Annotated in this window: 19 protein-coding genes and 1 tRNA gene; 9 read left to right on the forward strand and 11 right to left on the reverse strand. The window is 38.5% G+C overall.

The window, feature by feature from the left end:
• The first annotated feature begins 18 nt into the window (after nt 1-18).
• Nucleotides 19-564 (forward strand): ribosome biogenesis factor YjgA, encoded by a 546-nt coding sequence (yjgA, locus tag DYE19_RS06335; protein ID WP_115323002.1) that lies wholly within the window; start codon nt 19-21, stop codon nt 562-564.
• A gap of 66 nt (nt 565-630) precedes the next feature.
• Here the strand turns inward: yjgA and hflC are convergent, their stop codons facing one another.
• The 6 genes from hflC to thrA all read right to left on the reverse strand — a co-directional run bounded on the left by hflC (nt 631) and on the right by thrA (nt 8,552).
• Nucleotides 631-1,518, reverse strand: coding sequence for a protease modulator HflC (gene hflC, locus DYE19_RS06340; protein ID WP_049216203.1), 888 nt, complete (start codon nt 1,516-1,518; stop codon nt 631-633).
• Nucleotides 1,518-2,762, reverse strand: coding sequence for an FtsH protease activity modulator HflK (hflK, locus tag DYE19_RS06345; protein WP_160531330.1), 1,245 nt, complete (start codon nt 2,760-2,762; stop codon nt 1,518-1,520). Before hflK ends, hflC begins: the two co-directional genes overlap by 1 nt.
• A 209-nt stretch (nt 2,763-2,971) precedes the next feature.
• Nucleotides 2,972-3,709 (reverse strand): 4'-phosphopantetheinyl transferase family protein, encoded by a 738-nt coding sequence (locus DYE19_RS06350; RefSeq protein WP_115323004.1) that lies wholly within the window; start codon nt 3,707-3,709, stop codon nt 2,972-2,974.
• Nucleotides 3,710-3,828: 119 nt separating this feature from the next.
• Nucleotides 3,829-5,103: a threonine synthase gene (gene thrC / locus DYE19_RS06355; protein ID WP_115323005.1), complete on the reverse strand. Its 1,275-nt coding sequence runs from the start codon at nt 5,101-5,103 to the stop codon at nt 3,829-3,831.
• 32 nt (nt 5,104-5,135) lie between these two features.
• Nucleotides 5,136-6,080, reverse strand: a complete 945-nt coding sequence (gene thrB / locus DYE19_RS06360; RefSeq protein ID WP_115323584.1) for a homoserine kinase — start codon at nt 6,078-6,080, stop codon at nt 5,136-5,138.
• 24 nt (nt 6,081-6,104) lie between these two features.
• Nucleotides 6,105-8,552: a bifunctional aspartate kinase/homoserine dehydrogenase I gene (gene thrA / locus DYE19_RS06365; RefSeq protein ID WP_115323006.1), complete on the reverse strand. Its 2,448-nt coding sequence runs from the start codon at nt 8,550-8,552 to the stop codon at nt 6,105-6,107.
• Between the two features lie 359 nt (nt 8,553-8,911).
• Between thrA and DYE19_RS06370 the strand changes: the two genes are divergently transcribed.
• From DYE19_RS06370 to DYE19_RS06395, 6 genes are all read left to right on the forward strand, one after another.
• A complete protein-coding gene (locus tag DYE19_RS06370; protein ID WP_115323007.1) occupies nt 8,912-9,613 on the forward strand; it encodes a YggS family pyridoxal phosphate-dependent enzyme in 702 nt (233 codons plus the stop codon).
• Nucleotides 9,614-9,715: 102 nt separating this feature from the next.
• The gene (gene metH / locus DYE19_RS06375; RefSeq protein WP_115323008.1) at nt 9,716-13,414 is read left to right on the forward strand and encodes a methionine synthase; all 3,699 of its coding nucleotides are present in this window, start codon (nt 9,716-9,718) and stop codon (nt 13,412-13,414) included.
• Nucleotides 13,415-13,456: 42 nt separating this feature from the next.
• Nucleotides 13,457-14,974, forward strand: a complete 1,518-nt coding sequence (locus DYE19_RS06380) for an AAA family ATPase (protein WP_115323009.1) — start codon at nt 13,457-13,459, stop codon at nt 14,972-14,974.
• A gap of 5 nt (nt 14,975-14,979) precedes the next feature.
• Complete coding sequence (locus tag DYE19_RS06385; RefSeq protein WP_115323010.1) at nt 14,980-15,882, forward strand: HNH endonuclease; 903 nt, start codon at nt 14,980-14,982, stop codon at nt 15,880-15,882.
• A 300-nt stretch (nt 15,883-16,182) separates the two neighbouring features.
• Nucleotides 16,183-17,202: a virulence RhuM family protein gene (locus DYE19_RS06390; RefSeq protein ID WP_218017981.1), complete on the forward strand. Its 1,020-nt coding sequence runs from the start codon at nt 16,183-16,185 to the stop codon at nt 17,200-17,202.
• A 4-nt stretch (nt 17,203-17,206) separates the two neighbouring features.
• Entirely contained in the window at nt 17,207-18,046 is an 840-nt protein-coding gene (locus DYE19_RS06395; RefSeq protein ID WP_115323585.1) for a DUF72 domain-containing protein, read from the forward strand.
• On the opposite strand, the gene DYE19_RS06400 is transcribed toward DYE19_RS06395, so the two are convergent.
• The 5 genes from DYE19_RS06400 to rnhA form a co-directional block, all read right to left on the reverse strand.
• Nucleotides 18,043-18,798 (reverse strand): ABC transporter ATP-binding protein, encoded by a 756-nt coding sequence (locus DYE19_RS06400; protein WP_115323012.1) that lies wholly within the window; start codon nt 18,796-18,798, stop codon nt 18,043-18,045. The genes DYE19_RS06395 and DYE19_RS06400 overlap by 4 nt on opposite strands.
• Entirely contained in the window at nt 18,791-19,768 is a 978-nt protein-coding gene (locus DYE19_RS06405; RefSeq protein ID WP_115323013.1) for a FecCD family ABC transporter permease, read from the reverse strand. Before DYE19_RS06405 ends, DYE19_RS06400 begins: the two co-directional genes overlap by 8 nt.
• On the reverse strand, nt 19,765-20,565 hold the full coding sequence (locus tag DYE19_RS06410; RefSeq protein ID WP_115323586.1) for a substrate-binding domain-containing protein: 801 nt from the start codon (nt 20,563-20,565) through the stop codon (nt 19,765-19,767). Before DYE19_RS06410 ends, DYE19_RS06405 begins: the two co-directional genes overlap by 4 nt.
• Nucleotides 20,566-20,597: 32 nt before the next feature.
• Nucleotides 20,598-22,538 (reverse strand): TonB-dependent receptor plug domain-containing protein, encoded by a 1,941-nt coding sequence (locus tag DYE19_RS06415; RefSeq protein ID WP_115323014.1) that lies wholly within the window; start codon nt 22,536-22,538, stop codon nt 20,598-20,600.
• Between the two features lie 209 nt (nt 22,539-22,747).
• Nucleotides 22,748-23,212, reverse strand: a complete 465-nt coding sequence (rnhA, locus tag DYE19_RS06420) for a ribonuclease HI (RefSeq protein WP_115323015.1) — start codon at nt 23,210-23,212, stop codon at nt 22,748-22,750.
• Nucleotides 23,213-23,282: 70 nt separating this feature from the next.
• On the opposite strand from rnhA, the gene dnaQ reads away from it, so the two are divergent.
• Nucleotides 23,283-24,044 (forward strand): DNA polymerase III subunit epsilon, encoded by a 762-nt coding sequence (dnaQ, locus tag DYE19_RS06425; protein ID WP_115323016.1) that lies wholly within the window; start codon nt 23,283-23,285, stop codon nt 24,042-24,044.
• A gap of 93 nt (nt 24,045-24,137) precedes the next feature.
• Nucleotides 24,138-24,214: transfer RNA gene (locus DYE19_RS06430), tRNA-Asp, on the forward strand.
• Nucleotides 24,215-24,226: the final 12 nt, after the last annotated feature.

A 24,226-nucleotide genomic window follows, 5' to 3' on the forward strand; every position in this document is an offset into this window, starting at 1 on the left:
TAAGAGAAAGGAAATAAAATGGCAAAGCGCGGTAAAAAGAACATTGATTGGGATAACACGGATTGGGACTCTGAAGAACAAGAAGAAATTATTTGGGTGAGCAAAAGTGAAATTAAGCGTGATGCCGAAGCATTAAAAAAACTAGGCGAAAAGCTAGTCAATTTAAACAAAGCAAAATTAGATAAAATTCCGCTCGAAGAGAAGCTATTAGAAGCAATTGAATTAGCGCAGCGTTTACAAAAAGAAGCAAAGCGTCGCCAACTACAATATATTGGTAAATTGTTGCGTAACATCGACGTTGAGCCTATCCAAGAAGCATTAGACAAACTCGAAAACAAACACAATCAACAGCAAGCAATGTTGCATAAGCTCGAGACATTACGTGATACATTAATTGAAAATGATAATGAGTTTACACAATTTTTAGACCAACACCCTGAAGCAGATCGCCAACATTTACATCATTTAATCCGTTCTGCACAAAAAGAAAGAGCACAAAATAAACCACCCAAAGCATATCGTGAAATTTTTCAATATTTGAAAGAATTAATGTTAGAAGAATAAAAAAATATTCCCAAAAACAAAAAGGCGTTAGTTTTAAAACTAACGCCTTTTTTATTGACACAATAATTATTTAGTTGGCGCCTGCATGAAACGGAAAAATTCACTATCAGGCTTTAAAATCATCATATTTTCTGAATTTGCAAAGCTACTTTCATAAGCTTTCAAACTTCTCAAGAAACTATAAAATTGTGGATCTTGTGAAAAGGCATCAGAAAATACTTTAGCTGCGGTTGCATCACCTGCACCGCGTAACTCCTGTGCAGTTCTATTAGCATTCGCCAAAATGAGCGTCACTTTACGATCAACATCTGCTTGAATAAAAGCAGCTTTCTCACGACCTTGTGAACGATGTTCACGCGCTACTGCATCACGCTCTGCACGCATACGCTGATAAATAGATGATGATACTTCATCTGGCAAGTTAATTTGTTTCACACGCACATCAACCACTTCGATACCTAACTCAGCCGTACTATCCGCTCCTGTATTCAGTGCTTTACGAGCACCTTCCATTAATTCACCACGCGTACCAGAGACAATATCTTTAATGGTACGTGAACCAATTTCAGAACGTAGACGGTCATTGACTTTACGGCGTAATAAATTGGAGGCTTGTGCATAATCACCACCACCCGTTGCGGTATAAAAACGACCAAAATCGCTAATACGCCATTTAACGTAAGAATCAACTAATAAGTCTTTTTTCTCTACCGTTACAAAGCGATCTGCTTGACCGTCAAGAGTACGAATACGTGCATCTAGAATTTTTATGGAATCAATAAATGGAATTTTAAAATGTAAACCAGGGTTATACACAACAACTTTATTATCTGCATCACGGTGTACTTTACTAAAACGAAGCATAATGCCACGAGTTCCTTCTGATACAATGACAATACTAGAATACAAAATTGCCGCAATAATCAGGATAACTGGAGTTAAAAATTTACGCATTAGTTAAATCTCCCTTGGCGAGTATTCTCTTGTCTTGTTGACGGAACTGAATGTGAAGGCATAGCAGGTTGTGTTTCAATACGCATCACAGGACGGTTTTGTTCTAGATTCTCTTGACCTGCTTTTGCTTTCATTGAAGTTTGCCCTTTTAAAATTTGTTCCAGAGGCAACACTGTCAAATTATTACCACTGTTTGCATCAAGCATCACTTTAGGCGTATTTGCCATCACTTTTTCCATCGTTTGAATATACAAGCGCTCACGCAGTAATTCTGGCGCAGCTTTAAACTCAGGTAATAAGCGCTCAAAACGTTCTACTTCCCCCTTTGCATCGAGCACCACACGATCTTTGTAAGCGGTTGCCTCTTCTAAAATACGTTGTGCATCACCACGAGCAATTGGCTCACGCTCACGTGCATAGGCTTCTGCTTCACGAATATAACGTTGCTCATCTTCTTGTGCTTTGATAGCATCATCAAATGCATCTTTTACTTCTTCTGGCGGACGAGCAGATTGGAAGTTAACATCAACAACCTCAAGCCCCATATCATAAGACTCAATAATAGTATTCAAAGTTTTCCAAGTGTTTTCACGTACTACTGAACGACCTGTGGTTAAAATATCATCCATGGACATATGACCAATCACATAGCGTAAAGCACTATCTGTTGCTTGGTTCAAACTATCGTCAGCGTTAGTCACGCTAAATAAATATTTCGCAGGATCATGTACACGGTATTGTACGGTCATTTCGACTTTCACCATGTTTTCATCTTGTGTAAGCATCGCCCCTTGGGTTCTTAATTCTTTCACTTGCTCCACATTAACAGGGATCACACGATCAATAAAGGTTGGTTTCCAGTTTAAACCAGGTTGTACAATGGAATGTAATTCGCCAAAACGCATTACAACACCACGTTCCGCTTCTTTTACTGTATAAAAACCACTTCCACCCCAAACCAGTGCAGCAACAACTGCAGCGACAGGTAATAACTTCCCTAGATTAAGTGAAGGAGACTGACTTGAATTATTACGTTTCCCACCATTACCAGTACCACCCAGTTTTTTCAGAAGATTATTAAACATCTCCTCAATATCTGGTGGCGACTGTTCTTGATTATTTTGTTTGCCACGTGAATTATCGTTCCAATTGGATTGCCCATTCTCATTATCAGGACGATGATTTTCTGGCTTTTTCTGTCCTGGCTTACCCCAAGGATCTTGATCTGAACCGTTCAATGACATTACGTTCTCCATTTGTCAAAAAATTGTTACTTGCTTAAACAAATTTTCACAGTCTAAACAAAATATGTGATTAAGTCTAACGAAACTCGCTAGTATATGGGGATATTTTTTACAATTTAAAGTACAACTAAAAAGTGAATCGTAAAACGGCCTATTCATTTATATATTTGAAAATAGATTCCTGTACGGAAAAGCTTAACAACTCAACCTTAAATCTCATCTTCATGACTTTTATTAACCAAATAATGGTGTGTTTTAGGTAATAATCTTCTCACTAATTGCTGCCCATCCCACATAAAATAACAAAAATCGGTTTGTTGAGTATGATTAACGAAAAAAGCTAAATAAAAAGGCAATTCTTGACTAAAAATTAGCTGACCCGATGGACAATAATCACAACTAATATGGTGTAATATAGGGTCATGATTTACCTCGGATAGTTTCACAATGCCCACTCCTTGTGATTTCAATACCGCCTCACGTAAACACCAACTTAAGTAAAAAGCGGCTTCTTTATCTTGCTGTTGCTGAAACCATACTTGCTCTCGCGGAGGGGAAAAATGTGCTAATAACGCTGCAAAATCCCTTTGTTTGTTTGGATATTCAATATCAATTCCTACCGCACTTTTCCCTTGAGATGTGATCTGTAAAATAACTGCCACCCAATCACCAGAATGACTAATATTGAAATCAATGTCATCAACAGGTAACTGTGGGCGGCCGCTTTCAGTATAGTCAATATACTTTAAAAGTGCGGTTGGTTTTTGCGAAATTTTAAGTAATTTCCATAGTAAAAAATGTGCGACCCAACGACAGCGATGACGTGTTTTTACGCGTTGATTATGGTTTTTTAATGGTTGGCGAAGCTTCTCACTTAACAATTCAGAAGGAATAGTCTCTAGAGGATAGGATTGGTTGATGTTAGCGTAAGCAATAAACGTGCTCATTTAAAATCTCTTTTCCGTCTTCTTTCATTCAGCATCATTTGAACTAGCTTACGAGGTAATAAGTATCCATCACTGAAGACAACATTTCCCCTCTTTGATAAAAAGAGGGGAAATCACTTTTATTTCAATAAATACGCTCTCAATGCAGCAAAATCATTTTCCATTACATCGGATAATAATGGCAATTTTGCATGTTTTGCTAACGCTTCAGGTAAATCTAATTCAAGTTGTAAAATACGTTCTACACTTTCTTTAAATTTTGCAGGATGTGCAGTACAAAGGAACAGTCCTGTTTCTCCAGACTGGAGATCCTGTTTCAATACTCGATATGCTACTGCACCATGTGGCTCACACAAATAACCTTTCTCGTGCATTTGTTGTAAAGTCTGCTCTGTCTCATTATCGTTTACGGCATCAGAATGCAAGTCAGATAATGCCCAACCATTACGTTTAAATAATTCTTCTACGCGAGGCCAATTATTTGGACGACTTACATCCATTGCATTAGACAAAGTTGCTACAGTATCATTTGGTTGCCAATCACCACTACGTAAATAACGCGGTACAGTATCATTCACATTCGTTGAAGCCACAAAACGTTTGATTGGGAGCCCTAATGATTTTGCAATTAATCCTGCTGTTAAATTACCAAAGTTACCACTTGGTACTGAAACCACAACATTATCACGCACTTCTTTTGGCAATTGTGCTAATGCTTCAAAATAGTAACAGACTTGTGCTAACAAACGACTAATATTAATTGAATTAGCTGAATTTAAACCTATCGCCTGACGCAATTCAACATCATCAAAGGCTTGTTTTACTAAAGCTTGGCAATCATCAAAATCACCTTGAATGGCTACAGTACGAATATTGCCACCTAATGTGCAAAATAATTTCTCTTGTAGCGGGCTGATTTTGCCTTGTGGATATAAAATCACTACATCAATATTTTTTAGCCCATAAAATGCATGAGCAACAGCAGCCCCCGTATCCCCCGAAGTGGCCGTTAAAATTGTAATTTTTCCATCACCACGTACTGTTGCTAAGGCTTGTGCCATAAAACGGCCGCCAAAATCTTTAAACGCTAATGTTGGTCCATGAAATAATTCTAAGGCATACACCCCCTCTTCAACTTTCACTACAGGAGCAGGAAAAGTAAACGCATTTTGTACCATGTGTGCCAATTGTTGTTCAGTGATTTCTGTGCCAATTAATGCACCAAGAATTTTTTGACTACGTTCCACTAATGGCAATGCTAATAATGCTTCAATATCATCAAAGTGCGGTATATTCTCGGGAAAAAATAACCCCTGATTTTTGCCAAGACCTTGACGTACAGCTTGTGCAAAGTTTACTTGTTCTTCTGGGTGTTTGATGTTGTATAAATTCATATAACTTTCCGTTTTCTCAATTAACCTAATGCTTAACCTAGTGCTCTTGCACCCTCGTTATCGACTTTACAAATATGCACAAAGCCTTCGTTGTTTTGTAAATAATGATGTTCTAAATAGGTCGATAATTTCATAGCTGTCGTTAAATCAGGCGCAATAGCAAATATTGTTGGTCCAGATCCTGAAATACCTGTTGATAATGCACCTAGATCTCGGGTAGCTTGTTTTACCTCAGCAAAATGCGGTAATAACGCTTCACGATAAGGTTCCGCGATGACATCTTTCATCATTAATGCTGCAAGCTGTGCTTGTTTAGTATGGCAAGCATGCACAAAACTTCCTAAATGGCGCGCTTGTGCGATCACATCTTGACGTGTATAACTCTTTGGTAAGATAGCACGTGCTTCTGCAGTCGACACCTCAATTCCAGGATACGCTAACACCCAATACCAATCATCAAAAAATGGTAGTCTCTGACAAATATTTCCTAAAGACTGCACCATTAACTGCACACCACCTAAATAGCAAGGGGCGACATTATCATAATGAATTGATCCCGAAATACGTCCTTCTAGCTCACCCATCATTTCTAACAGTTCCATCTTAGAGAAAGGCTCATGATGAAATTGGTTTAACGCAACTAATGCTGCCACAATTGAACAAGCACTCGAACCAAGACCAGACCCAATTGGCATATTTTTTTCGAGCGTTAACCGCAATGGGCGAACTGAAGAACCACGCAATTTTAAACGTTCACTGAATAAAACATAAGCTTGGTAGACAATATTTTTTTGTGGTTCTTTGGGCAATTTACGTACAAAATAACCCGCACTTTCTAGCTCAAATCCAGCAGTGATTGCTTCAACTTGCACCACGTCACCTAGTAATGAACCATCAATAGGAGACACCGCCGCACCCAAGGTATCAAATCCCACACTTAAATTTGCACTTGATGCAGGTGCATAAATTCTAAGCATATTTTTTCCCATGTATTTATCCAATTAAGATTGTAGTGTTCTTAAAATATCAGCAAAAATACCCGCCGCTGTGACTGCATTACCCGCACCATAGCCGCGTAAGAGTAATGGCGCTGGTTGATAATAACGTGTATAGAAAGCCAAGGCATTTTCCCCATTTTTTACTTTAAATAATGGGTCATCTGCATCCACTTCTACAATAGAAACTTTACATTTGCCGTTTTCAATTTGCCCAACATAACGTAAGACTTTACCTACTGATTTAGCTTTTTCAACTCGTGCAGCAAATTCACTATCTAATTCAGGTAACATCGCCATAAACTCAGCCGTAGTTTTTCCTTCTGCAAAACCAGCTGGTAAAACACTTTCTACTTCGACATCCGTTAACTCTAGCTGTAACCCCGTTTCACGAGCCAAAATAAGGAGCTTACGTGCCACATCTTGCCCCGATAAATCTTCTCTTGGATCTGGCTCAGTGAAACCTTTCTCCCTGGCAAGTGCCGTCGCTGCGGATAACGAAAGCCCATTTTCTAACTCACCAAAAATAAACGACAATGATCCCGATAAAATACCGTTAAACTTTATTACCTCATCACCTGCCGCTAATAAGTTCTGCAAATTTTCAATCACAGGTAAACCCGCACCGACGTTAGTATCATATAAGAACTTTCGTTGATTACTCCGCGCATTCTCACGTAATGCATTATAATAGGCTAATTCACGAGTATTGGCCTTTTTATTTGGTGTCACAACATGAAATCCCTCGCTTAAAGCTCTGGCATATAACCCCGATACAGATTCTGCCGAAGTACAGTCAACGAAGACAGGATTAACAACATGATGTAACTTAATAAATGAAAGCAATACATCAAAATCAGAGGGCTGAGTTGCATTCTCCAATTCAGCCTGCCAGTTTTCTAAACATAATCCATCCGCTTTCAGCAACATTTTATTTGAATTAGCAATCGCACAAACTCGAACTTCTATATCTTTTTTTGCTAAATACTCTTTTTGATTTTTAATTTGTTCGATTAATTCACTACCAACGCCACCAACACCAACTAAAAAGACATCCACTACTTTCTTATTATTAAATAAGGCTTGATGTGTCACTTTCACTGCTTCAATCGCTTTGTTTAACGAAACAACTGCAGAGATTGAACGCTCAGATGAGCCTTGTGCAATAGCCACAATACTGATATTAGCTTGGGCAAGTGCAGAGAAGAAACGTGCAGCAATCCCTTTCGCTTGTTTCATTCCATCACCTACAACTGAAATAATAGAGAGATCTTTAATCACATCAACTGGCTCAAGCGCATTTGCTTTCAACTCTTGCTCAAATTCTTTTTCCAACGCCAGTTTTGCAACTTCTACTGATTTAGCAGGTACGCAAAAACTGATACTGTATTCAGAAGAAGACTGAGTAATTAAAATAACTGACACACCAGCATTTGACATTGCAGAGAAAACACGTGCAGCCATGCCCACCATCCCTTGCATACCTGGACCAGAAACATTAAACATAGCTACATTATCTAAATTGGTAATCCCTTTGACTTGTAGCTGCTCAGATTTCACATTGCCATCAATGATTGAGCCAGGCGCAGTTGGGTTACCTGTATTTTTAATTAAACAAGGGATATTACTTTGTACTAAAGGACCAATCGTACGCGGATGAATCACTTTTGCACCAAAATAAGACAACTCCATCGCTTCGCGATAAGATAAACTTGGTAATAAACGCGCATCAGGGACTAAACGAGGATCACAAGTAAATACCCCATCTACATCAGTCCAAATCTCACAAGCACTCGCGCCTAAACATGCGGCTAAACAAGCTGCCGAATAATCAGAACCATTACGACCTAATAAAACTAATTCGCCCTTTTCATTACCCGCGGTAAACCCTGCCATTAAAACCACATTTTTGGTTGGAATAGATTTTGCATCTACACGTTTAGTCGATTCTTCAATATCAACGGAAGACTCTAAATAACTGCCATGCGCTAATAATTTCTCCACAGGATTGATGAGAGTAACTTCATAACCGCGTGCTTCAAACCATGCCTTCATCATCGCAATGGATAATTTTTCACCACGACAATCAATCGTAGCTTTCACCGCATCTGAAACAAAGCCTTGTTGACGAATGTCGTCCAAAGCGGCTTTAATCTGTGCAAACTCTTCATCAATGAGGGCTTTCATCCCTACAAGATCAAATTTATTATTTTCTGCGTGTAATCCATGAATAATGCGATAAAAAATCTCTAAGGCTTCATCAAAATGCGTATCGGTAGGTTGGTTTAAACTGGCTTTTTCAGAAAGGGCAACAAGATGGTTGGTAATTTTAGCAGGTGCGGATAAAACTCCTGCGGCTTGTTCTTCAAAATGTGCTTTTTCAATAAGTTGTGCTGCCTGAGAAAAACGTTCTGGATTGGCTAAGGAAGTGCCTCCGAATTTTAATACACGCATAATCAAATCTCCTAGATGTTGTGAATTTTAAAATATTATAAAAATTTGATAAAAAAACCCGCACTTTTTACTGAGTACGGGTTTTGTCGAATTCGATCTTTTTGCTACGCACTAACCCGCACTATTCATCATAATAATAGTGGTGGTCATCATAATCATCGTTACTGAAGTGCGTTTATTCATCATCTTAGTTAAAAATAAAAAAGAATGTGTAAGAAATACCTAAATTTACTGGGGTTGTCAAACGGAAAATGCAAAAATATTATAAATTTTTAAAATCCAACAAGTTCTTGTAATATAGCTAATATTTTTTCATTCAATGACAATCGCAAACGATTTCCGCATAGGATACTCTCTGTATGACAATCCAACAAAATATTACGCAAATTCAAACTCAAATAAATCACTATTTAACCCAAGCTAATCGCCCACAAAGTGCGGTCAAATTATTAGCTGTTTCGAAAACAAAAACTGTCGAAGATATCTATCAAGCCTATCAAGCGGGTCAAACCGCATTTGGCGAGAATTACGTACAAGAAGGTATTGATAAAATCGCTTATTTTCAACAGCAAAATATCGAGTTGGAATGGCATTTTATTGGTCCATTACAATCGAATAAAACACGTTTAGTCGCAGAACACTTTGACTGGATGCAAACACTCGATCGTATAAAAATCGCTGATCGGCTAAACGAACAACGTCCTTATTACAAAGCACCATTAAATGTTTTAATTCAAATTAATATTAGCGATGAAAACAGCAAATCAGGTATTACACCAAACGACATGCTGGTGTTAGCAAAGCACATCCAAAACTTACCGCACTTACGCTTACGAGGTTTAATGGCAATTCCAGCACCAACAGATGATCCTCAACAACAAGAACACGCCTTTAATGCAATGAAAAGCTTATTTATAGCGTTACAACAAGCACTACCAGAGGCTCAAATTGACACTCTTTCGATGGGCATGACCGATGATATGGCTAGTGCAATTAAATGTGGTTCGACAATGGTGCGAATTGGTACCGCTATTTTTGGCGCACGAGAGTACCACAAATAACCTTATTTTGGTTTCATCTCATTCTGATATAAAACAAAAGATAAAATTTGACAGCGTTATAGTGGCTTTTTATTATTCATTTCATTGATAAAACTCTCAAAAATGGACACTATACTTTTGAAAAATCAAACACAACAACTTAAAGATCTGCTCGCACAACGAATCCTCATTCTAGACGGCGCGATGGGGACGATGATCCAAAAATATAAACTCACTGAAGCAGATTTTCGTGGTGAGCGTTTTAAAAATAGCCTAATTGATTTGCGTGGCAATAACGATTTATTAACTCTAACCCAACCGTTGTTGATTAAAGCCATTCACGAGAAATATTTGGCGGCTGGAGCTGATATTATTGAAACCAATACCTTCAGCTCAACCACTATTGCCCAAGCCGATTATGAATTACAATCCATTGCTTATGAACTCAATTTTGCAGGGGCGAAATTGGCTCGTTTGGCAGCAGATAAATACAGTACCCCAGAAAAGCCTCGTTTTGTGGCAGGGATTTTAGGCCCAACCAACCGCACAGCGTCTATTTCACCGAATGTAAACGATCCTGGTTTTCGTAACGTCACCTTTATGGAATTGGTAGATGCCTATGCGGAAGCCACTCGAGGTTTAATTGAAGGCGGTTCGGATCTCATTATGATCGAAACCATTTTCGATACCTTAAACGCTAAAGCGGCTGCCTTTGCTATTGACCAAGTGTTTGAAGAATTGGGCGTAATCTTACCAATTATGATTTCAGGTACCATTACCGATGCCTCTGGGCGAACCCTTTCGGGACAAACCACCGAAGCTTTCTACAATTCTCTCCGCCACGTTAAACCGCTTACCTTTGGCTTGAACTGTGCCTTAGGCCCGAAAGAGCTTCGTCAATATGTAGAAGCTATGTCGAAAATCAGCGAAACCTATGTGTCTGTTCACCCTAACGCAGGCTTGCCAAATGCCTTTGGTGGCTATGATTTAGGGGCGGAAGAAATGGCGACACATTTAAAAGAATGGGCGGAACAAGGTTTTGTGAATATTGTCGGCGGTTGCTGTGGGACAACACCTGAACACATTAAAGCCTTTAGTGAAGCGATGGAAGGCATCAAACCACGTCAGCTCCCAGAAATTAAAACCGCTATGCGTTTATCTGGGCTTGAGCCATTAACCGTTGATGAAGATAGCCTGTTCGTCAATGTGGGAGAACGTAATAACGTAACGGGTTCGGCTAAATTTAAGAAATTAATCAAAGAAGAAAAATTTGCCGAAGCCATTGAAATTGCCATTCAGCAGGTGGAAAACGGCGCACAGGTGATCGATGTCAATATGGACGAAGCCTTACTCGATTCGGAAAAATGTATGGTGCGTTTCCTAAACATTATGGCGACGGAACCTGATGCAGCAAAAGTACCAGTAATGATTGACTCGTCCAAATGGGAAGTGATTGAAGCAGGCTTGCAAGTGGTGCAAGGCAAGGCAATCGTGAACTCGATTTCCTTAAAAGAAGGGGAAGAAAAATTTATTCAACAAGCCAAGCTCGTTCGCCGTTATGGTGCGGCTGTGGTGGTGATGGCGTTTGATGAAGTGGGGCAAGCAGATACAGAAGATCGCAAAGTAGAAATCTGTACCAGAGCCTACCGCATTTTAGTGGATGAAGTGGGCTTTCCGCCTGAAGATATTATTTTTGACCCAAACATTTTCGCTATCGGTACAGGAATTGAAGAACACAACAACTACGGTGTGGATTTCATCAATGCCGTAGGGCGAATTAAACAGAGCCTACCGCACGCCAAAATTTCGGGCGGTGTGTCTAACGTCTCTTTCTCATTCCGAGGCAATAATGTGATGCGTGAAGCAATTCACGCCGTTTTCCTTTATCACGCCATTAAGCAAGGCATGGATATGGGGATCGTCAATGCTGGGCAGTTGGCGATTTATGATGATCTCGATCCTGAAATGCGTAACATCATTGAAGATGCGGTGCTAAACCGTCACCCAGATGCTACCGAGCAGCTTATCGAACTTGCAGAAAAATACCGAAATTCGACCGCTCGTCAGGAAGATAACAGTGTGGCCGAGTGGCGAACTTGGAACGTAGAAGAACGCTTGAAACATGCTTTAGTCAAAGGGATCACCAATCATATTATTGAAGACACCGAAGAAGCTCGCTTGAAATTTAGCTCGCCATTGGAAGTGATCGAAGGGCCGTTAATGGACGGTATGGATGTGGTCGGCGAGCTGTTTGGTGATGGTAAAATGTTCCTACCGCAAGTGGTAAAATCTGCTCGAGTGATGAAGCAATCAGTGGCTTACTTAGAGCCATTTATCAACGCCACCAAACAGAAAGGCTCGTCGGCAGGCAAAGTGGTAATTGCAACGGTGAAAGGCGATGTGCATGACATCGGTAAAAATATTGTCAGCGTGGTGATGCAATGTAACAACTTTGAAGTGATTGACTTAGGCGTGATGGTGCCTGCGGATAAAATTATCGACACCGCCATTCGAGAAAAAGCCGATGTGATTGCTTTAAGTGGTTTGATTACCCCGTCTTTAGATGAAATGGAATATTTCTTAGGCGAAATGACCCGTTTAGGCTTAAATCTGCCGGTGATGATTGGCGGAGCGACCACGTCAAAAGAACATACAGCGATTAAACTCTATCCAAAATATAAGCACGAAGTGGTTTACACCACCAACGCTTCTCGTGCGGTAACCGTTTGTGCTGCCTTGATGAACCCAGACACCAAAGCGGAATTGTGGGAGCGAATGAAAAAGGAATATGAACAAATTCAGCATGCCTTTGCCAACAAAAAAGCCCCACGCAAACAGTTACCGATTGAAGAGGCAAGAGCCAATCGCTTTGATGCCTTTGCGGGCGAATGGGCGAATTATAAAGTGCCGCAACCAAAACAAACGGGTATTATCGAATATAAAAACGTGCCTATTGCCACCTTACGCAAATTTATCGACTGGTCGCCATTCTTTATGTTATGGGGCTTAATGGGTGGTTACCCTGATGCCTTTGATTATCCTGAAGGGGGAGAAGAAGCTCGCCGAGTATGGAATGATGCCCAAAAAGTGTTAGACGAATTAGAGCAAAATGGCAAACTCAACCCAAGTGGTGTAATGGGGATTTTCCCAGCTTGTCGAGCTGGCGATGATATTGAAATTTTTGCAAATTCCGACCGCACTTCGCCAGTGGGCAAAGTCTATAACCTACGCCAACAAACCGAACGGGGCAAAAACAGCAAAAGTCCATATAACCTTTGCTTGAGCGACTTTATCGCCGATAAAGAGAGCGGACAGCAAGACTGGTTCGGTATGTTCGCCGTTTGTGCAGGGATTGAAGAACACAACTTAGTGGAAGGCTACAAAGCCGCAGGGGACGACTACAACGCCATCTTACTGCAAGCGGTCGGCGACCGTTTAGCCGAAGCCATGGCGGAATACCTTCACTTTGAACTTCGCACCAAAGTCTGGGGCTATTCAAACGAAACCATGGATAACGAGCGTTTAATTCGTGAAGAATACATCGGCATCCGCCCCGCCCCCGGCTACCCAAGCTGCCCAGAACACACCGAAAAACAGATCATTTGGGATTTATTGGAAGTAGAACAACGCATCGGTATGAAACTCACCGAAAGCTACGCTATGTGGCCCGCTGCCTCCGTCTGCGGCTGGTACTTCTCCCACCCAGCGAGTAACTATTTTACCTTAGGACGCATTGATGAAGATCAAGCGGTGGATTATGCCAAGCGGAAAGGTTGGGATGAGAAGACGATGTTGAAATGGCTGAGTGTGGCGATGAAGTGATATCATAAATATATTAAATTTTTTTATAAAAATGGAGCTATAATGAACTTTCAAATTATTAAAAATAAAAAGATCCCGATTAATATAAATAACGTAATATTTTTAACCCAAAGTGATTGGGATGATTATGGCTATAAGACTACATTTTTTTTATCTTTTATAGATAAATCAGGGAAAAATCATTCTATTGGAAATATTAAAATTGCTTATAAAGGACAAAACAGTGGTTATACATCTAGTAAATTAAGTAATAATTTTTTCAAAAAACTACCAGACAATTTCTTTTCTTTAGGGCAGGATATTGATTTCTATAGAAATTTGTGGTCTCTAGATAGAAATGTTGGATTATTTGTTCTAGAGGGATTAAACGATATTGCTTATAATATAAGTTTATTTGAAAAATTTAGTTCTGAAAATGTTTTAAATACTTCTCTAATGAGAACAATTAGAGATATTACTTTAAAAGAACAATTTTCAAGAGTTTTTGCAAATAAATCTCCATTAACTGAATATAATTTCTATTTTGTTAGAAAGTCTCAACAAAATGTAGGCAAAATTATATTATCATTTTTAGTCGATCCTGAGAAAAAACCAGCAACAAATATTCATGCTATTATTGGTAGAAATGGCGTTGGCAAAACGACTATATTAAATGGAATGATTAACTCATTCATCACTAAAGATAAAAGTGATAATGGAGATTTCTGTTGTTCGAGCCCTTATCAAATATCTGATAAAGATGAAAAATATCAAAAAATTTCGAATGACTACTTTAGTTATTTGATAGCCGTATCATTTAGCATTTTTGATCCATTCTTATCTGAGAGTAAACCAGATGAAAACTATTACTATATAGGGTTAAAGGATGGAGCTAATAAATTAAAGGATATAGATAAATATTTTCAAAATGATTTTATTGATTCATTTGAAGTGTGTTATTCCTTTGAAGAAAAGAAAGAACGTTGGATTACGGCTATTAAAAATTTAGAGTCGGATGATAACTTTGCTGCCATGAATTTATGTGCTCTAATTGATGAACCATGGAATGAAGATAAAATTATTAGCACTATAAAAAATATGAGTTCTGGACATGCATCTATATTATTAATAATTACTCAATTAGTAGCAAAAGTTGAAGAGAAAACCCTCGTTTTACTTGATGAGCCAGAAAGTCATTTACATCCTCCTTTATTATCAGCTTTTATTAGAGCATTATCTAATTTACTTGATAATAGAAATGGTGTTGCAATTATCGCAACTCATTCTCCTATTGTTTTACAGGAAGTACCTAGCTCTTGTGTATGGAAAATAGAACGTACAGGAAAAGCAACTAATGCTTTTAGACCAGCTATCGAAACGTTTGGAGAAAATGTTGGAATACTAACAAGAGAAGTATTTGGATTAGAGGTTACTAACTCTGGCTTTCATAGATTAATAGCTAGCTCAGTAAATAAAGGAGAAAGCTATGATAGTATTATGCAAAGTTACAACAATCAATTGGGTTCAGAAGGGAAAATATTATTAAAAACATTAATTAGACTTAGAGAATCAAAAGGATAAATAAAATGATAAAATTAAATTTATCTCAAGATTTTCATTATTCTAAAATAATTGATTCTTGTTATGATTCTATGAAATCTACCTCTCCTTTGAAATTGAAAGTTTTAGCAAATAAAGACGCTTTGTTAAGAGTTGCTGATTTTTATGAAAAGTATGCTAAAACAAATAATCTATTTAAGCATAACTTATTTTTTCTAAATAATAACGACTTTATAAAAATAGCAGGCAATACAGCAAAAGACTTATTAACCAACTATGATATGAGAGAGCTTTATGATTATTTTAGAGATAGAAGATGTGGTGGTTTTTATGATGAACTTATAAATAATGCTAAAAACCCTAAAATAAAATGCCCTTACTGTGGGGGGATAGGTATGCCAATGGAATTAGATCATTTTTTACCTAAATCAAAATTAGGGTATTATTCTATACTACCCTACAACCTAATCCCTTCATGCAAGGATTGTAATCAAAGCTATAAATCTACATTCATTCCAGAAAATAAAAATGAACAACTAATCCATCCTTATTTAGATGATAATTGTTTTTTTGAAGAACAATGGTTATTTGCTCAATGCCATTTAGATAATGATAATGTGATACACATAAATTACTATGTTTCACCTCCTAATAATTGGCGGGAAGATAAAAAATCTAAAGTTAAATTCCATTTTGATAAATTTAAGTTAGATAAAAGATTTTCAATTGAAGCTTCTAATAATTTAAGCGAAATAACCAATGAGCTTAAACATCATAAAAAAAAGAATAAGCCTATATCAGAGTTTATTAGCGATAATTTAGATATTAAGTTAGAAACTTATTCTCATAGAAAAAATCATTGGGCATTAGCATTATATCAAGCAATAAAAAACGATATTAATATTCTTTTTAATAACCTTAAAATATAACCTTCATTTATCAATTAAGGATATCATAGTTTTTTCCTGTTAATCCCCGATAGCGTTCGTCTATGGCGAACGCTATCTGTTCTTATTTATACAACCAAAATTCCCACATTTCCCACAGCACTTTTATCCCCAAATTTGCAAATTTTTCTCCAAAATTGACCGCTTACCTTTTATTCCGTCTTTTCTTCTCATCTAAAAGATTAAGCATTTTGCGATCTCTGTCGAAAATCTCATATTTCCATTCGACAAAATCACAACAAGCGGTTAAATTTACTTAAAATTTTGCAACGGTATTTAATGATGACCAAACTTATCCGTAACAGCACCGCTGAATTTTTGATTTTCACTCATCAAACTGGCGATCAAAGTATTGAAGTTCGTTATGAAAATGGCGAAATTTGGCTGACACAAAAACGTATAGCTGAGCTTTTTGAAGTATCATTGCCTACAATTAATGAACATCTAAAACATATTTTTGCTAGTGAAGAACTTAACGAACTTTCAGTTATTCGGAATTTCCGAATAACTGCCTCAGACGGCAAAAATTACAACACTAAACACTATAATTTAGATGCCGTAATTTCTGTTGGCTATCGGGTTAATTCCTTGCGGGCAACACAGTTTCGTCAATGGGCAACGCAGATTTTGCGTGAGTTTTCGATGAAAGGTTATGTGTTAGATCGAGAGCGAATGGAAAATGGAACTTTCTTGGGGGAAGATTACTTTGAACGTTTATTGGAAGAAATACGTGAAATTCGCTTATCGGAACGCCGTTTTTATCAGAAGATTACGGATATTTATGCCACAGCGGTGGATTACAACAAAGATGCTCCCACAACCAAGCAGTTTTTTGCTACTGTGCAAAACAAACTGCATTACACTATTCATCAACATACTGCAGCGGAATTGATTCGGGAACGAGCAGACAGCAATAAGCCGAATATGGGATTGAGCACTTGGGCGAAATCGCCCGATGGAAAAATCTTAAAAAGCGATGTGTCGGTAGCAAAGAACTACTTGAATAATGAAGAGTTAAAAGACTTGGGGGCTATCGTCAATGCGTTTTTAGACCTTGCCGAACGTCGTGCTAGACGACAAATTCCAATGACAATGGAAGATTGGGCAAAACGGTTGGATATTTTCTTAAATGCGGATGATTTACCGATTTTAGACAACAAAGGTAAAATCAGTTTTGATGAAGCAAAACTTTATGCCGAAACGGAGTTTGAAAAATACCGTGTTATTCAAGATCGCAAATTTGAAAGTGATTTTGACCGCTTGTTGAAAAGTCAAAAAGGCGCTTTAGAATCCAATGAATAGTAAAATACAAACACCCCACATCTACCTCGGCACAGGCGGTTATAGCGATACGGATTTAATCGGTACACTTTATCCATTTCGTACAGATAAATCGGATTTTTTGACGATTTATAGCCAGCACTATGATGCCATTGAAATCAATAGCACGTTTCACGCACCAATTGGGGCGAAGGCATTGCAGGGTATGGTGGAAAAGGCAAAAGAGCGGTTGAAATTTTCGGTGAAATTGCATCAGGATTTTAGCCATAAACGCACCGCACTTAAACAACAGGCGGAAGCCTTTTTAAATGCGTTACAGCCGTTGGTAGAACAAGAGTGTTTAGCGAATTTGTTTATCCAGTTTCCCTCGAGTTTTGAACGCACTCAAGCCAATCGTTATTATCTTGCAGAATTGGTGTCTTGGTTTGAGGGCTATCCCTTAGCCATTGAATTTCGCCATGCCAGTTGGCATATCCAATCTGTACTGGATTATTTTCAAGGTAAACAAAATTTGATTTGGTGTAATGTGGATTATCCCCAGAATATCGGCTTGCCCGCTTTTCAATTTTACGCTAATCAACGCACTGCTTATTTACGCCTACATGGTCGTAATCCAAATTGGTGGAAAGCGCAATCAGCGGCAGAACGCCACGACTACCGTTATAGTGAAAGCGAATTACAATATTTAGCCAAGTTACTTCATCAACGCAGAGATGCATTCGACCAACTCTATCTCTATTTCCAAAACACCACCAAAAGCCATTCTTTCTACAATATTGAGAGCTTAAAAGGCTATTTATCCGAATACGGGTTTTCAATCAAAGCTAAACCTGAGTTTTTAATTGGGCAACAGAGTTTGTTTTAGCACTCAATTTTTAATTTATCTATGCCTAAAATTTCTTTTCTTTCCCTATCCACTTCTGCCCTAATCCCAAACCCTTTTGCGAGATTTTGTGGATTTAACACCGCTTGCGTTTCGCCTGCCGCAATGATTTCGCCGTTTTTAAGTAAGATCACTTCATCACAAAAACGATAAGCTAGAGATAAATGATGGATAACCACTACGCATGTTTGTTCAGGAGTGAGAGCTTTGAGCTGTTGCATAATGTCGATTTGATAATAAGGATCGAGCGAAGCAATGGGTTCATCGGCCAGTAAAATGAGGCTGTTTTTAATGCAACAACGAGCCAGTTGAACTCTGGTTTTTTCACCACCTGAAAGCTGTTGGAAAGGTTTGTCGAGCAGATGTTCAACAGAAAACTTTTGTGAAATTGACCGCACTTTTTGCTGCTCATCACTTTTTTTCAGTGGGGACGATAAGCCGAGAGCAATGACATCATAGACAGATAAATCCCAATAAATGGCGGTATTTTGAGCGAGATAGGCGATCTGCTGGCTTTTTTGTGAGGCGGACATTGAGCTTAATTTGCAAGAATTTAGCCAAATTTGACCGCTTGTTTGCTTCGCGGATAAGGGCAAAATCCCCGCGATGGCTTTTAATAGTGTAGATTTTCCCGCGCCATTTGCTCCCATAATGCCAACAAGTTTGCCTTGTGGAATGTGGCAAGTTACATTCTTTAAACCATAGGGTAAGCTCAGATTTTCAACGTTAATCATAAAGCCTCTGCTGTTGCGTGAGCAAAATCCAAATCAACACTGGTGCTCCAATAATGGCGGTAAGCGTGCCGATGTAGATATGCGAGAAAAATGGCAGATATAAAATGCCGAGATCGGCGATTAACAGTAATAACGCACCAATAAGGCTACTGGTGAGATAAAGCTGTGAAGGGCGTTTTTTAAGCAAGATACGAGCAAAGTGCGGTGCAATTAAGCCGATAAATCCGATAGTACCCGTTTGGGGAATGGTTGCCCCCACTAACAACGCTACACCGAAAGTGGTAATAAAAAAGCTACGCTTTAGGTTTATGCCCATTGTGCTAGCCGTTTCTTCGCCGAAGGTGAGTAAATCAACATAACGGCGTTGGCTGTAAATGCAAGCGATGCCGAGCGCCACAATGGGTAAGGAAATCAACAAGGTATCTAATTTTGCCCAGATTAACGAGCCTTGTAACCAACGGTAAAGTTCCGCTAATGCCCAAGGGCTTTGGGCGTTGGAAAGTAGTAAGGCAATCGTCGAACCCAGTAACATATTGACCGCTACCCCACTTAAAATCATCATGGTTGAACCGTAATTTCGGGCGATGAAATAGACGATGAGAAAGCTCAATAATGCACCTAAAATGCCGCCAAATAGCAGTATCGTAAAAGGAGCTGAGAAGTAATAGAGGATAAAAACGCTAGCAGTGGTTGCACCATTGGCACTGCCTAATAATCCGGGGCTTGCCAGCGGATTTTGGAAAATCCCTTGCATCACATTACCAGCCAGAGCAAGGCTTGCTCCTGTGAGTACCGCTAATAAAATACGTGGTAGGCGAATATCCGACAACACTAGCGAACGCATATCAGTCAAAATACCTTCTGCGTTAGCCAGTGCGGTAAATTGACTAAGCTGATAGCCACAGGCAAACGAAATTAAGGCGAGCAATGTTAGCAATAAAATGAGGTTTAGGGTTTTAGGTTGTATCATTTTTTGTCGTTTATTTTATTCAGTTGCTGATAAATTTGTTCCACTCCTAGCCATAGTCCATGATCAAAACAGTAGCTATATTTAAGTGGAATTGTGGCAAGCGGTCGATTTTGGAAGATTTTTTGCAAAATGGGATGATTAACCAGTTCTGCTTGTTCATTGTAACCTTGTTTATCTGTAAGACGGATAAGTACATTGGGCTGACTGAGTAATAATTTTTCCAAGGAAAAATTTTGTTGGGTTAAGCCTGTCTCAAGTGGTAATAGCCCGAGTAAATCAAGTAAAGTGCGGTAGGGTTGAAACTGACTTTCTACAATGCCTGTATCCGATAGCATCAGAGTTTGTGTAAATGGTAGTTTTAACTGAAAATGTTGCAATTTAAGCTGTTTAACTAACTGTTCTGCTTTGCGTTGGTTATCAGTGAGTTTGCCTAGGCGTAAAATTAGCGCAAACAGCTGTTCTGGCGTTTGTGGATCTACGATATTTTCTACTTTTACGCCTAAAGATCGTAATTTTTCCACTAATTGCGGATAAAACTGTTCGTTAATCAACAAGGTTTTATCTAAATAAGGTAATAAATCGATTAATTTTGTTTCAATTTGCGGTTTATCAACATTGACTTTATCTAGCATCATCAGCGAGTTAGCTGAATAATTCGACATTGCAGCAATTTGTTCAGTACGAGCAAGTTCGATCAATAAGCGATCTGCACAAAGATTAAGCGATACAAACTGTGCTGCTTGTGCTGTGCTGATAGTCAATAAAAGTGCGGTAACTATTTTCAGAATTTTGAACATAACAAAAGGGCGTGTTCCCACGCCCGTTCAGGTTAGAATGATCCTTTTAAGCCAACATAAACATTGCGACCATCTTGCCCATAGCCAAGAATATTTTCATATTTTTTATCAAAAACGTTATTTACGTTTACATAAACCGTCACGTTTTTAGCAAACTGATAATTCGCACCTAAATTCACTAAAGTATAAGAAGGTAATTTAGTTGCTTGAGGATAAGTATCCAAACGTTTACCTACATAGGAAATATTAAAATCGCTACTGAGTGCTGGTGTCATTTGATAAGTGAAGCCAGCATTCGCTAAATGTTTCGGACGACGAGGCAATTCAACATTTTGACTGTCTTTTGTTTGGGTGAATGTGTAATTTGCATAAGCTGTCAAAAGCTCCATTAACTTGCCGCTATACACGACCTCTACCCCTTTTACTTTAGTTGTACCATCAAGATTAATTGATGAAGTATAAGTACGGTTATTAGCGATAAAATCTTTCACATTACGCGCAAAATAAGTGATATCTAAACTCTGGCGTTTATCATGACTTTCCATTAATAAGCCAACATCTCCACCCAAACTTTTAGCAGGCTTTAAATTAGGATTACCGCGATAATTACCAAAATAACCATAATAATCAATTAGAGTGGGATTTTGAATAGCACTTCCGAAACTAGCATGGGCACGGAAATTTGGCGATAGGCGGTACGCACCTGCAATGCGCCCAGTAGAGGCATTTTGATAAGGTGTATTATCTGTAAAACGTCCACTTAAGGCTAAGCTATGATCAGTTTCCGTTAACAAACGATATTCCGCGGCAATACTTTTCTCGATTAATGTTTTCTTACCATTCGCGTAATGACTCGAATCATAACTTGAATGTTGATACTCAGCTAAAACGCTGACCGCTTGCGTTACCGCACCTTCACGATCAAAATTGACATCTAATTGATAACTCGCTGCCATTTTTTTCGCATCGTAAGCACTTTTACTTGGCACCGTACCTATTTTGGCATAGGTAGTAGGATCATAAAGATTTTCTGTTGTAAAGGTATCGCTATCCGTTTTCAAGTTACTCAAGATGACTTTTTGCTTAAATAATTCTTGCTCATTTCCAACATAACCACTCAACTTAAATAAAGTTTCACGTGTGCGAGTCTGATCATCGTAAAATGTTTCTGAACGATCATAAGTTTCATCAAAATGCACCGTTTGTGAAGAATGGGATGCGAAAAACTCAATGCCTTTATGATTATCATCATAACCAATACGAAAGGCACCATTATCACGTTGGAATTTATCTTTTTCTACTGCACCACCTGTTGAAAACGCATTACCCGTTTTTGAAGTATAAGAGAATTTGTTCGTACTTAATGCAGAAATCCCTTTAGTATAATGGCTAGCACCATGTAGTGCGTAATACAATCCTTGTTTGTAACCAGAAAGTGTCGCTGAAGCATCAAATGTCCCATGGGACCCCATACCGAGATCAACATCAAGATGGAAAGGTTTTTCTTGATAAAGCCCGCTCTTTGTTGTGATATAAATGACACCCCCCATAGCATCACTGCCCCAAAGAGCCGATTGTTCACCGCGTAAAATTTCAATACGTTCAATATTACTCAAGCTTAAGCCACCGAAATCAAAGCCCAAATTAGAAGCAGGCTTCATTTTTACGCCATCAATAATTACCGCTGTTTGATTTGAATTTGCTCCACGTAGAAACAGGCTGGTCAATGTACCACGTCCACCACTCATCCCTAATGCAACGCTAGGGACCGTTTTTAATACATCACTCACATAAGTTGCATTACGTGCTGAAAATTCTTTCTCTGTTAAAACTGTCACAGACGAAGCTGTTTTATCTTGGCTGACTGGTACAGCATAAGCAGAATAAACATTGATCGGTTGAAGCTCAGTTTGAGCAAAAACGAAACTCGGTAAAGCAAATAAAAGAGAGGCTGTGATAAGATTTTTTTTCATTTTTTCCCTGCATTTTTTAACATCATTGAAAAGTACGTATTTTATACGATAAAAAATTTATGTATATCAATTCTACTCATATACATGAATTTAGGCACAACACTAATTACTTACATTTATTAATGCATAAAAAATTTAGATATGTTTAAGCTCATAGCGACAAACTATCTCGCTTAAATAACAAAAGTACGGTCAATTTCTATAACGTTTTACTCTGGCTGATAACCTGTATCTGCTAAAGTCGGATTTTCCGCACCAGCTTTGGCTAACTGATCGCAAATTTCATTTTCAATATGCCCAGAGTGCCCTTTAACCCATTGCCAATTGATCGTATGAGGCTGGATAGCTTGATCTAATTTTATCCACAAATCTTGGTTTTTTACTGGTTTACCCGTACTTGCCCGCCAATTATTTTTCTTCCAGTTAAAAATCCATTTTGTGATCCCATTTTTCATATACTGACTATCACTGTGTAAAGTCACTATACAAGGTTCTTTTAAGCTGTTTAACGCCTCAATCACAGCCAATAATTCCATCCGATTATTTGTTGTTAAAAAATAGCCTTTTGAAATCTGTTTTTCATGTTGTTTATAACGCAATAATATCCCAATCCCACCTGCGCCAGGATTGCCTAAACAAGAACCATCTGTAAAAATTTCAATTTGTTTTTGCATAATCTTTGTTACAATTCGGAATTAAACCAGAATCATAACTGAAATTAAGCCAAATATATAGATAAGAAAAATGAGTGTATCAATCAATCCAACTCGCCAAATTGTACTGGATACCGAAACTACAGGTATGAACCAGTTTGGCGCACATTACGAAGGTCATTGCATCATCGAAATAGGGGCCGTCGAAATGATTAACCGACGTCTCACAGGTAATAACTTTCACTTATATATCAAGCCAGATCGCCCTGTGGATCCAGAAGCCGTCAAAGTCCATGGGATTACAGATGAAATGTTAGCAGACAAGCCAAGTTTCAATGAAATTGCGCAACAATTCATTGATTACATTCAAGGAGCAGAATTACTGATACATAATGCTCCCTTCGATGTGGGCTTCATGGATTATGAATTTAAAAAGCTCAATTTAAATATCAACACTGACAATATTTGTTTAGTCACAGATACCTTACAAATGGCACGCCAAATGTACCCAGGTAAACGCAATAGCTTAGATGCTCTTTGTGATCGACTCGGTATTGATAACAGTAAACGAACGTTACACGGCGCATTACTGGATGCAGAGATTCTAGCCGATGTTTACTTAACAATGACGGGTGGACAAACCAGTTTATTTGATGAAAACGAGCCTGAAGTGATTATCGCAGCCAAGCAAGAACAGATACAAAGTGCGGTCAATTTTGCACAAAATTTAACATGCTTACAGCCAAATGAAGACGAATTACAAGCACACCTTGATTACATTCAATTATTACATAAAAAAAGTAAAGGAAATTGCTTATGGCAAAAGCGACTCGAAGAACAAAATAACCATTAACAAGATCGTTCATTGATTAATCAGGTGACGATAAATATGCAAAAAAAAGTTGACGAAGCACTTGTTCGTCATTAATATACCCCTCACCTGTGCGGAGTGGTAGTTCAGCTGGTTAGAATACCTGCCTGTCACGCAGGGGGTCGCGGGTTCGAGTCCCGTCCATTCCGCCAATTTTATTCTAC

This window comes from Pasteurella canis, from assembly GCF_900454865.1.
GTDB lineage: Bacteria > Pseudomonadota > Gammaproteobacteria > Enterobacterales > Pasteurellaceae > Pasteurella > Pasteurella canis.